Source organism: Streptomyces sp. Act143 (assembly GCF_003143935.1).
Taxonomy (GTDB): Bacteria; Actinomycetota; Actinomycetes; order Streptomycetales; family Streptomycetaceae; genus Streptomyces.
On sequence record NZ_QFRX01000001.1, the window covers coordinates 1,852,060 to 1,863,869 of the forward strand.

8 protein-coding genes are annotated in these 11,810 nt (G+C 71.1%); 3 read left to right on the forward strand and 5 right to left on the reverse strand.

What is annotated here, in order from left to right:
- Window positions 1-104 precede the first annotated feature (104 nt).
- Window positions 105-1,232, forward strand: coding sequence for an ATP-grasp domain-containing protein (locus DI272_RS08330; RefSeq protein ID WP_109494723.1), 1,128 nt, complete (start codon window positions 105-107; stop codon window positions 1,230-1,232).
- A gap of 183 nt (window positions 1,233-1,415) precedes the next feature.
- Window positions 1,416-3,101, forward strand: a complete 1,686-nt coding sequence (locus tag DI272_RS08335) for a carbohydrate binding domain-containing protein (RefSeq protein WP_109494724.1) — start codon at window positions 1,416-1,418, stop codon at window positions 3,099-3,101.
- A gap of 3 nt (window positions 3,102-3,104) precedes the next feature.
- Here DI272_RS08335 and DI272_RS08340 read toward each other — a convergent pair whose 3' ends face one another.
- From DI272_RS08340 to DI272_RS08360, 5 genes are all read right to left on the reverse strand, one after another.
- On the reverse strand, window positions 3,105-3,926 hold the full coding sequence (locus DI272_RS08340; RefSeq protein ID WP_109494725.1) for a sulfotransferase: 822 nt from the start codon (window positions 3,924-3,926) through the stop codon (window positions 3,105-3,107).
- A gap of 215 nt (window positions 3,927-4,141) precedes the next feature.
- Entirely contained in the window at window positions 4,142-5,392 is a 1,251-nt protein-coding gene (locus tag DI272_RS08345; RefSeq protein WP_181387123.1) for an alpha-L-fucosidase, read from the reverse strand.
- 3 nt (window positions 5,393-5,395) lie between these two features.
- Window positions 5,396-8,437: a glycoside hydrolase family 38 C-terminal domain-containing protein gene (locus tag DI272_RS08350; RefSeq protein WP_109494727.1), complete on the reverse strand. Its 3,042-nt coding sequence runs from the start codon at window positions 8,435-8,437 to the stop codon at window positions 5,396-5,398.
- An 88-nt stretch (window positions 8,438-8,525) separates the two neighbouring features.
- Window positions 8,526-9,863, reverse strand: coding sequence for a 6-phospho-beta-glucosidase (locus DI272_RS08355; RefSeq protein WP_109494728.1), 1,338 nt, complete (start codon window positions 9,861-9,863; stop codon window positions 8,526-8,528).
- Window positions 9,860-10,624 (reverse strand): DeoR/GlpR family DNA-binding transcription regulator, encoded by a 765-nt coding sequence (locus tag DI272_RS08360; RefSeq protein WP_109494729.1) that lies wholly within the window; start codon window positions 10,622-10,624, stop codon window positions 9,860-9,862. Before DI272_RS08360 ends, DI272_RS08355 begins: the two co-directional genes overlap by 4 nt.
- 128 nt (window positions 10,625-10,752) lie before the next feature.
- On the opposite strand from DI272_RS08360, the gene DI272_RS08365 reads away from it, so the two are divergent.
- Entirely contained in the window at window positions 10,753-11,772 is a 1,020-nt protein-coding gene (locus DI272_RS08365) for a carbohydrate kinase family protein (protein WP_109494730.1), read from the forward strand.
- The last annotated feature ends 38 nt before the right edge of the window (window positions 11,773-11,810 follow it).

Here is an 11,810-nt window from a genome sequence, read left to right on the forward strand (position 1 = left end):
CGCCATGAACTTCCCTTCTTGCAGGGCGGTTTGGTGACCCCTCTACCACCCTGGCCGGGCACGGCCTGCTTCGCCCTGCCCGAAAACCCCGAAAGGCGGCTTGCATGATCTCTCGCGTACGCGTCTGGCTCAACCGCACGTACGCGGAGAACGTGTTCTTCATGGATCAGCTGCGGAAAAATCCCAGCGATCGCGCCGTCGAGATCCATGCCACGCACGGCGACGCGGACTCCCCGGTGCTGGCCGCCGCCGACACCGCGGAGCTGGAGCCGGAGGGCCTGTCCCCGGCCGGGTACGTGGAGTACGCGCTCGACCAGTGCCAGCGGCGCGGGATCGACGTGTTCGTGCCGCGGCTGCACCAGTCGGCGATCGTGGCGCACCGGGCCGAGTTCGAGGCGGTCGGCACGGCGCTGCTGGCGCCGCCGCCGGAGGCGGTGGCCGTCTTCGAGGACAAGGTGATCGCCTACGAGGCCGTGCAGGCGATCGGGGTGCCCGTGCCGCCCTGGTGGCGGGTGCGGTCGGCGGACGAACTGGTGGCCGCGGTCGAGGAGTTGGAGGCGGCCGGCCACAAGGCGTGCTTCAAGCCGGCGTCCGGTGCGGGCGGGGTGGGCTTCCGTGTGATCACGCGCGCTCCGTTCTCGCTCGCCCACCTCAACGGCTTCCCGAGCCCGTACGTCCCGCTGGACGTCGTCGTCGAGGCGTTGCGGCAGGCCGACGAGGCGGTGGACTGGCTGGTGATGCCGCGCCTGGAACAGCCGGAGGTGTCGGTGGACTGCCTCACGGGTCCGGACAACCGGGTCCGGCTGGCGGTGGGCCGTACGAAGAACGGGCGTCGGCGCGGGTTCACGCTGCACGAGCAGTGGCTGGGGCCGGCGCGGATGATCGCGGAGGGCTTCGGGCTGCACTACCTGTCCAACATCCAGTTCCGGATGTTCGGCGACCGGCCGGTGTTGATGGACGTCAACACGCGTCCGGCCGGAGGGCTGCATCAGCTGTCGCTGTGCGGGGTCAACGCGCCGTGGGCCGCCGTGCAGCTGGCGCTGGGTGAGGACCCCGGGGAGATGGCGCCGCCGTTCCTGGGTCAGGACTACACCGTGGTGTCGGGGCCGCGGCCGCTGCGGCCGGTGTCGCTGCCGCAGCAGAGGGCTTTGGAACCGTTGCCCGCAGTGCCGGCGCCGGTGATGGCTGAGCCGGTTGCCAGTGAGGCGGCGGCTTCTGTTCTGCCGCTCTAGGGTTCGTTGCCGGGTGCGGGCCCATCGTGGCCTGTCCCGCGGCTTCCCGCGCCCCTGAGGAACCTCGGCCCAACCGGTATGGACCAATTTCCGTCCGTCACCTTGACAGGCGGATTGGTCCATACCAACTTTGTTGCGCACCCCCTGCACTCCCGAACACCCCCATTCCTTCAGGGAGATCGCGTGCGCAACAAAGCCAGACGTCCCAGACGTCGTCTCCTCGCCCTGCTCGCCACCGCCGGCCTCGCGCTCACCGGGGCCGTCGCCCTGCCCGGTACCGCTCAGGCGGCGAACATCCTGGCCAACCCGGGCTTCGAATCGGGCAGCCTCTCCCCCTGGTCCTGTACCGGCAACCTCGGCTCGGTCGTCTCCTCCCCCGTGCACGGCGGCTCCAAGGCCCTGGCCGGGGCGGTGAGTTCCAGTGACAACGCCAAGTGCAGCCAGACGGTCGCCGTACAGCCCAACACGGCGTACACGCTCAGCGGCTGGGTGCGCGGCAGCTACGTCTACCTCGGCGTCGACGGCGGCGCCTCCACCTGGACCTCTTCCCCGTCGGCGTACGCCCAGCTGAGCGTCGGCTTCACCACCGGTGCCTCGCAGACCAGCGCCACCATCTACACCCACGGCTGGTACGCCCAGGGCACCTACTACGCCGACGACATCAGTCTCGACGGCCCGGGTGGCGGCGGCGGTTCGGACACCCAGGCGCCGACCGCGCCCAGCAGTCTGCGTTCCACCGCCAAGACCTCCTCCACCGTGTCGCTGGCCTGGAACGCCTCGACGGACAACGTCGGGGTCACCGCGTACGACATCTACAGCGGCTCGAACCAGGTGCTCAGCGTCTCCGGTACGACGGCCACCGTCAGCGGGCTGTCCGCCAGTACCGCCTACACCTTCACCGTGAAGGCCCGGGACGCGGCCGGGAACACCTCGGCGGCCTCCAACTCCGTGAGCGTCACGACCGAGGCGGGCGGCGGTGGCGGTACCGGGTTCAAGCAGGCGGCGCCCTATCTGTACGAGGGCTGGGGCGATCCGCCGAGCGTGTCGACGGTGATGAGCTCGACCGGCATCAAGTGGTTCACGATGGCGTTCATGCTGGACGGCGGCGGCTGCAACCCGATGTGGGACAGCAGCAGGCCACTGACCGGCGGCGTCGACCAGACCGTCATCAACCAGATCCGCTCGGCTGGCGGGGACATCGTGCCCTCGTTCGGCGGCTGGCAGGGCAGCAAGCTCGGCGCCAACTGCTCCTCCGCCAGTGCGCTCGCCGCCGCGCTCCAGAAGGTGATCGACGCCTACTCGCTCAAGGCGATCGACATGGACATCGAGAACACGGACGAGTTCGAGAACGAGGCCGTGCAGGCCAGGATCCTCACCGCGCTGAAGACGGTCAAGGCCAACAACCCCGGCCTGAAGACCATCGTCACCTTCGGCACCTCGACCACCGGACCGACGTACTACGGCAACCGGCTGATCGAGCAGGCCAAGTCGATCGGCGCCGACATCGACGTCTTCACCATCATGCCGTTCGACTTCGGCGGCGGCTCCGACATGTACGGCAACACCGTGAACGCGACGGAGGGCCTGAAGGCCAAGCTGAAGTCGACGTTCGGGTGGGACGACGCCACTGCCTACTCGCACATCGGCATCTCCGGCATGAACGGGCTCAGCGACCAGCAGGAGCTGACGAGCCCGGCCGTCTGGACGCAGATCCGCGACTGGGCGAACTCCCACCACATCGCCCGGCTCGCCTTCTGGTCGGTCAACCGGGACCGGCCGTGCCCGGGTGGCGGCGTGGTCAGCAACTGCTCCGGCATCAGCCAGAACAACTGGCAGTTCACCTCGATCACGGCCGGCTTCACCGGCTGACGCTCAACCGGAACCGTACCCCCACGCCTGCGCCAACTCGGCCAGGCGTGGGGGCAGTTCGGTGTGCGGGTCCGCCGGACGCGCGGGCTGGACGCGCCCCGACCTGATGGTGCTGCTCCAGTCGCCGAGCTGAGGGCGGAAGGCGCCGTGGTCCTGGTCGCCGTAGTCCAGCATGGCGGACTCCCAGGGGACCTCCAGGTAATCGCACAGGCCGCGGGTGGTCCGCTCGGGCTCGGCGGTGAGTTCCTCGTACGTGAGCACGTGGGCGTCGAGGTGCAGCCGCGCCTCCTCCAGCTTCTCGGCGTACTCCAGGACTTCGGCCCGGATGGCCGCGTGGTCGGGGTCCGTGCGGCGGTTGGTCAGCGAGGTGACGACGGCGCCCGGGTGGCGCAGCAGGACGATGTACTTCGCCCGTGGCCAGCATCGGTGCAGCCGGGGCCAGATGAGGGTGTTGGCCGGGGTCTTGTCGACGATGACGTCCTTGCCGCTGCGGACGAGTTCGAGGTGCAGCACGCGGTCCCACAGCACGTGCTCCAGCTCCTGCCGGTCCAGTTCGAGGGCCTTCATCGCCTCCGCGGTGAAGTCACGGCTCAACTCCACGTGCAGGGTGCGCAGATGCATCTCGTGCGGGGCGCGGACGCGGGTGTGGCTGTTGAGGAGCACGCGCAGCAGGGTGGAGCCCGAGCGCACGGAGGAGAGCACGAAGACCGGTGACTCGACCAGGCGCGGGGCGCGCGGGGCGGTGTACCGGTCGGCGGCGGGCCGGGTGCGGGGCGCCGGGACGGCGTCCAGGTTCCGGCGCGGCGGGCTGACCGCCTCCTTCATCAGCCTCCCTCGACGCCTCAGTCCCTTGCCGATCGCCGACCTGCGGGGGTCTCGCACCTTGCCACCTCTCTCTCGCGTGCCTTGCGTTCCGCATCCCAGGGGCGGCAGGCGAAGCGAAGGTGTCGGGGAGGGAAACGGGAAAGGTCACGGCGGGCCGAGAACCCGCCGTGACCTGGTTACTTACCGCTTTCTTAATTCTTCGTGGGAAAGCGTGCTCAGTCCCGCCCCGACCCCCGGTACAGCTCCAGTTCCCCGTCCAGTTCCACGGCGAGCACCGTCGCGTGCGGGTCGAGGGCGGTGCGCGCGGGCGGGTCGATCCACAGCACGCCCACCGCGTCGTGCAGCCCGCCGATGACACGGTGGCCGAGCTCGCTGCCGGTGCCGAGGACGGTGACCCTGCGGACCGGGGTGACCAGACCGCGGACGCCGATCTCGGCGCGGGGGATGTCGAACAGGGTGAGGTAGAGCGTGCGGCGGTCGGCCGAGAGGGTGCTGGGCCCGTAGTGGTGCCCGGCCGGCAGCCCGCGGACCGTCCCGTACACGGCCTCGGAGTGCCTGGCGATCCACTCCCCCAGCCCCTCGAGGCGCTCCACCTGCGGCTGCGGGATGGTGCCGTCCTCCCTGGGACCGACGTCGAGCAGCAGGTTGCCGCCGCCCCCGATGGTCTCGGTGAAGCAGCGGATCAGCCGGCTCAGCGGCTTGTGGTTGTGGTCGGCGTGCTGGTAACCCCACGAGTCGTTGATGGTCAGGCACAACTCCCACGGCCCGGGGGGCGGTTCGATGGGGGCGCCCTGTTCGGGGGTGGCGTAGTCGCCCTCGCCGAGCATGCGCGCGTTGAGGACGACGTCCGGAACGTACGACCTCATGAGCGCGGCGAGTTCGGGGATGCGCCACTGTTCCTCGCTGCGCTCCCACTCGCCGTCGAACCACATCAGGTCCGGCCGGTAGCGGGAGGCCAGTTCGCGGATCTGACCGTCGCGGTAGGCGAGGAACCGGTCCCAGGCCGCCAGGTCCTCGTCCTCCGCCGCGCACTCGGAGTAGGGGTTGTCCGCCTGCTCCGGCGGGCGGCCCGGCTTGCGGGTGGTGGCGTAGTCGGGGTGGTTCCAGTCGGAGTGCGAGTAGTAGAGGCCGACTTTCAGCCCCTTCTCGCGCAGGGCCTCGGCATACCCGCCGAGGTAGTCCCGCCCCAGGTTCAGCTCGCCGTACGCCGTGTCCCACAGGGCCACTCCGTCGTGGTGGCGGCTCGTCAGCACCGCGTACCTCGCGCCCGCGCGGGCGAACAGGCCGGCCCACTCGCGCGGGTCGTACCTGGCGCCGGTGAAGCGGTCCAGCTGGGACATGTACTGCTCGTGCGGGACGCTGCCGTCGTAGAACGACCAGGACTCGGGGACGCCGTCGACGGCGTAGATGCCCCAGTGGACGAAGATCCCCAACTTGGCGTCGGTGAACCAGGGTTGCATCGGCACGGCTCACCCCCTGCGGAGCCGGAGCGTCAGGATCTGGAAGGGCCGCAGCGCGACGGGGACGGCGCCGTCCGTGAGGTGCGCGGCCTCCAGGGGACGCTCCAGCAGGTCGGTGATCTCGGCGCCCGCGAGCGGGAACCCGGTCCGCAGGACACCCTGTGCCCGGCCGCCCCGCGACTCGTACAGCCGCACCACCACATCGCCGGAGCCGTCGTCGGCCAGCTTGACCGCCTCCACGGTGAGGCCCTCGCCGTCCGCCGACACGACCGGCTCGGGCTCGCCCGCCGAATCCGCCACGCGCAGCGGCAGGTTCAGGGCGTAGCCCTCGGCGACCGCGTCCTCGATGCTCGCGCCGGGCAGCAGCGAGTAGGTGAACCGGTGCATGCCCTGGTCGGCCTCCGGGTCCGGGATGCGCGGCGCGCGGACCAGGCTGAGGCTGACCTTCGTCGTCGTGCCGCCGTCCTCGCGGACCGTGCGGGTGACGTCGTGGCCGTACGTGGAGTCGTTGATGACGGCGACGCCGTAGCCGGGCTCGCCGACGTGCACCCAGCGGTGGCCGGAGACCTCGAAACGGGCCGCCTCCCAGCTGGTGTTGGTGTGGGTGGGCCGCTGGATGTGGCCGAACTGGATCTCGGCGGAGGAGTGCGGGGCGCGGATGTCCACCGGGAAGCCCGCCTTGAGGATCTTCTCGGCCTCGTGCCAGTCGATCTCGGTCTCGAAGTCGATGCGCGGGCTGCCCGCGCGCAGGGTGATGGTCTGGGTGAGCGTCGAGCCCTTGCCGAAGGAGCGCTGCACACGGATGGCGGCGCGGAGCGGGTCCTGCTCGACGACCTCGACCGCCGATGCCTCCAGGAGGTCCACGTAGCGGTTCCGGTAGTGCTTGTCGATGTCCCAGGCGTCCCAGTAGTTCGGGAGGTCGGTGTGCAGACGCAGCAGGTTGCCCTGGTCCGCGAGGACTTCGCGCTGGGCTCGCAGGTCGAACACGGAGGCCAGCGTGCCGTCCTCCGCCACCTCCACCCGCACCAGGCCGTTGTCGAGGACCCGGCCCTCGACCGTCACGCCCCGGTCGGGAGCGGACGGCGCCAGGGCGGCGCTGCCGTTCGCGGGCACGGCGACGTACGCCAGCGCTCCCTCCGCCGTACGGACCACCTCGGCGCGGTCATAGGGGCTGGTGTTGAAGACCCGGGGAGCGCCGCCGCCCAGTGCCGCGACCGCCTCCGCCGTCAGCTCCTCCAACTCCGCGGCGACGCGGGCGTATTCGGCCTCCGCCTCGCGGTGCACCCAGGCGATGGAGGAGCCCGGCAGGATGTCGTGGAACTGGTGGAGCAGGACCGTCTTCCACAGGCGGTCGAGCTTGTCGTACGGGTAGGTGTAGTCCGGCGCGTGCAGGGCGGCCGTCGTCGCCCACAGCTCGGCCTCGCGCAGCTTGTGTTCGCTGCGGCGGTTGCCCTGCTTGGTGCGGGCCTGGGAGGTGTAGGTGGCGCGGTGGAGTTCGAGGTAGAGCTCGCCGTTCCAGACGGGGGCGTCCTCGTACTCGGCGCGGGCCTTGGCGAAGAACTCGTCCGGGTGCTCGACGACGACCTTGGGCGAGCCCTCCAGGTCGGCGAGGCGGCGGGCGCGTTCCATGATCTCGCGGGTGGGGCCGCCACCGCCGTCGCCCCAGCCGAAGGGGGCCAGCGAGCGCGTACCGGCGCCCTTCTCGGCGTAGTTGCGGACCGCGCGGTCCATCTCCTCGCCGCTGAAGCGGGCGTTGTAGGTGTCGACGGGCGGGAAGTGGGTGAAGATGCGGGTGCCGTCGATGCCCTCCCACCAGAAGGTGTGGTGGGGGAACTTGTTGGTCTGGTTCCAGGAGATCTTCTGGGTGAGGAACCACTCGTTGCCGGCGAGCTTGGCGAGCTGCGGGTAGGCGGCGTTGTAGCCGAAGGAGTCGGGCAGCCAGACGCCCTTGGTCTCGATGCCGAAGTGCTCGATGAAGAACCGCTTGCCGTGGATGAGCTGGCGGGCGATGGCCTCGCCGCCGGGCAGGTTGCCGTCGGACTCGACCCACATGCCGCCGACCGGCGCCCACTGGCCCTTCTTCACGGACTCCTGGATGCGGGCCCAGACGTGCGGGTAGTGGTCGCGGACCCACTCGTACTGCTGGGCCTGGGAGCAGGCGAAGATGAAGTCGTCGTACTCGTCGGCCAGGGACGTCACGTTGGAGAAGGTGCGGGACGTCTTGCGCTTGGTCTCGCGGATGGGCCACAGCCAGGCGGAGTCGATGTGGGCGTGGCCGACGCCGGAGACGACGTGCGCGCTGGCGTGGGCGGGCTTGGCGAGGACCGGGGCGAGCACCTCGCGCACGGCCGCCGCGCTGCCGGAGACGTCGTCGAGATCGAGGGTGTCCATGGCCCGGTCGAGGGCGTGCAGGATCTCGTGGCGGCGGGGCTCGTGGTCGCCGAGGTGGGTCATGACGCCGAGCAGGACCTGGATGTCCAGGTCGAGGTGCCAGACCTCCTCGTCGAGGACGGCGATGTCGGCGCGCAGGAAGGTGTACAGCGGCTTGTCGCCGGCCGTCAGCACATCGCCCAGCAGGGTGGGCGCGGAGAAGTTGTTCGCCAGGATGTCGGGGTTGGAGGCCGCCTCGACCAGGTAGTCGATCTGCTCGCCGCCGGTGGCGGGGTTGGCGATCGGGACGTACTGGTTGAGCGGGTTGACCGCCTTCAGGGGCCGCCCGTCGGGCAGGTGGACGAGGGCCTCGGCCTGGTTGCCGGGCCAGTCGCCGACGAACCCGAGGTCGATGACCGCCTCCACGCGCCGCCCGGCGAACGCTGCGGGCACCTCGCCGCGCATCCGGAACCAGGTGGTGCCCCAGGGCGGGCCCCACGGGGTGCCCATGGCGAACGGCTCGTAGCGGGCGGCCGTGGCCTCCTCGAAGGAGACCGGCTCCCCGGGCGCCTGCCAGGCCTCGACCTCGAAGGGGACGGTGGCCGCGTAGATCGCGGGCTTGATGCGCTGGGTGTGGAGGCGCTCTACGCGCTCCTCGATGCGGCGGCGTTCGTCGTGCATGGAGAGCTCCAGGGAGGAGGGAGATCAGGGAAGGCGGAGAGGAAAGGCCCTCACCAGCAGGTGGAGAAAGCGCTTACCAGCGGGTGTTTCACCTAAGGTACGCCAGGCCCGGATGGACCTCGCGGTAGCCCTCCACCAGCCGTCGGGCGACGTTCACGGAGTCGACCAGCGGATGCAGGGCGAAGGCCTTCACCGCGGTCGCGCGGGAGCCGGACCCGGCCGCGGCGAGCACTTCCCGCTCGACCGCCTTGACCGCGCAGACCAGGCCGGTGGCGTGGCCGGGCAGCGGGGCGACGGCGACGGGGTGGGCGCCGTTGGCGTCGACGAGGCAGGGGACCTCGATCACGGCATCGTCGTCGAGCACGGAGAGCGTGCTCCGGTTGCGGACGTTGAGGATCAGGGTGGTGCGCTCGTCGCGGGCGATGGCCCGCATCAGGGCGAGGGCGACCTTCTCGTAGCCGCCGGAGAGGTCGTCGGCGTCGCGCTCGCCGGCGCCGGCGGTCTCCCGGTTCTCGGACATGTAGGTGGCCTCGCGCTCGGCGCGGGTGCGGTCCCAGAGGTCCAGGGCCTTCGCACCGGGGGCGCCGACCTCGTCGTAGAAGCGGGCCTGCTGGTCGTGGAGGAAGGCGCCGCGGGTCTTCTCGGCCTGCTGGTAGGCCCGGACGGCCTCGCGGTTGAAGTAGTAGTAGTGCAGGTATTCGTTGGGGATCGCGCCGAGGGACTGGAGCCAGTCGACGCCGAAGAGCTTGCCCTCCTCGAAGGAGCCGAGGAGCCCGGGGTCGGCCAGCAGGCGCGGGAGCTCGTCGCGGCCCGCGACGCGCAGGCCGCGGACCCAGCCGAGGTGGTTGAGGCCGACGTAGTCGATCCAGGCCTCGCGCGGGTTCGCGCCGAGCACGCGGGCGATACGGCGGCCGAGGCCGACCGGCGAGTCGCAGATGCCGATGACCCGGTCGCCGAGGTGGCGGGACATGGCCTCGGTGACGAGACCGGCGGGGTTGGTGAAGTTGATGACCCAGGCGCCGGGGGCGAGGCGGGCCACCCGCCGGGCGATGTCGACGGCGACCGGGACCGTGCGCAGGCCGTAGGCGATGCCGCCCGCGCCGACCGTCTCCTGACCGAGGACACCCTGCGCCAACGCCACCCGCTCGTCGTTCGCCCGGCCTTCCAGGCCGCCCACCCGGATCGCCGAGAAGATGAAGTCGGCGCCGCGCAGCGCCTCGTCGAGGTCGGTGGTGGCGGTCACCTCGGGGGCGTCCGGGACCCCGGCGGCCTGCTCGGCGAGCACCCGGGTCACCGCGGTGAGCCGGCCGGCGTCCAGGTCGTGCAGGACGACCTGGGTCACCCGCCCCTCGCCGCGATCGCCCAGCAGGGCCCCGTACACGAGCGGCACCCGGAACCCGCCGCCGCCCAGAATCGTCAGCTTCACGCTTGAGCCTTTCCCGCCGGCACCACCTCGACGCCCGCCTCCTCCAGGGAGGCCCGCGTCACCGGGTCCACCGGCGCGTTCGTCACCACCACGTCCAGGTCCTCGGGACCGCAGACCTTCGCCATCCCCGTACCCGGGAACTTCGCCGCGTCGGCGAGCAGCACCACCTTGTCGCTCGCCTTGATCATGGCGCGCTTGACCGGCACCTCGACGACCGTCGTGTCCATCACCTGCCCGCCGGGGCGCACGCCGCTGGTGCCGAGGAAGAGCCAGTCGGCGTGCAGCTGGCGCAGGTTGTCCTCGGTGAGGAAGCCGACCAGGGAGCGGTACTCGCGGCGGACCATGCCGCCGAGCAGGACCAGCTCGATGCCCTCGTCGTCGGCGAGCTCCTCGTAGACCACCAGGTTGCTGGTGATCACCGTGAGGCGGCGGCCGTGCAGCTGACGGGCGAGGCGGTAGGCGGTGGTGCCGATGTCGAGGAGGACCGACTGACCGTCCTCGACCATGGCCGCCGCGCGCGCCGCGATCGCGTCCTTCTCGGTCACGCGCACCTCGGCGACCTCGGCGAAGGGCTGGTCGCCCTCGTCGGCGACGGCACCGCCGTGGACGCGCGTCAGCAGCCCGTCCTCCTCGAGTTTGACCAGGTCGCGCCTGATCGTGGCGGGGCTCACACCCAGCTGCTCGGAGAGATCGGTCACGGCCGCGGGACCGCCCGAGCGCAGGGCCCGCAGGATGAGTTGATGTCGTCGTTCTGCCAGCACACCGTGAACACTACTCGTCATCTTCAATCAAATCCATGCTCACTTCTGCTCGGGTATTGACCAATCGTGCGGAGCGGCGCACGATTCCGGTCATCGAAATTGACGTGTTTTGACGAGAGGCGCTGCCGGTGGATGACGACAGGCCCGATGTGCTCCTGACCGGGCTGCTCTTCTACGACCTCGTCCTCACGGGCCTCGGGAAACCCCCGACGCCGGGCGAGGAGATCTGGACGGGCGGCATGGGCTGCGGCCCCGGCGGCATCGCGAACCTCGCGGTGGCGGCTTCCCGGTTCGGTCTGCGCACCTCGCTGGCCACGGTCTTCGGCGACGACTTCTACGGCGAGTACTGCCGGGACGTGCTGTGCGACCAGGAGGACATCGACCTCTCGCTCTCCCGCACCGCGGACGGCTGGCCCACCCCCGTCACCGTCTCGCTGGCCCAGGGCCACGACCGCGCCCTCGTCACCCACGGCTCCGAACCCCCGTTCTCGCAGGACGTGCTGATGGGCGACCCGCCCGCGGCGCGCACCGCCCTGGTGCACCTGGAGGCCGGGCCCCGCGAGTGGATCGCCGAGGCCGCCGCGAACGGCACCCGCATCTACGCCGACGTCGGCTGGGACCCCACCCAGCAGTGGTCCACGGACCTGCTGGACCAGCTGCGGCTGTGCCACGCCTTCCTCCCGAACGAGTCCGAGGCCATGGCCTACACCCGCACCGACAGCGCGGTCGCGGCCCTCGGCAGACTCGCCGAACTGGTGCCGGTCGCCGTGGTCACGCGCGGCGGGCACGGGGCCGTCGCGGTGGACCAGACGACGGGCGAGTACGCGGACGTCCCGGCGCTCGACATCGATGTCCTGGACGCGACCGGCGCCGGTGACGTGTTCGGCGCGAGCTTCGTCGCCGCCTCGCTCGGCGGCTGGCCGCTGGAGGAACGGCTGCGGTTCGCGGTGCTCGCCGCCGGGCTCTCCGTCCAGCGGCCCGGCGGGGCGCTCGCGGCCCCCGGCTGGTACGGCGTCGACCGCTGGTGGCGCTCCCTGACCGACCCCGGCCTGAGGTCGGCGTACGGCTTCCTGGCGGACCGGCTCCCGGACGATCCCGGGCCGCCCGTCGCGTACGCACCCGTGACCCCACCCGCACGGCAGACCTGACTCCCCGAACCAGAACTCCCCCACGCCCCTTCCCTGCG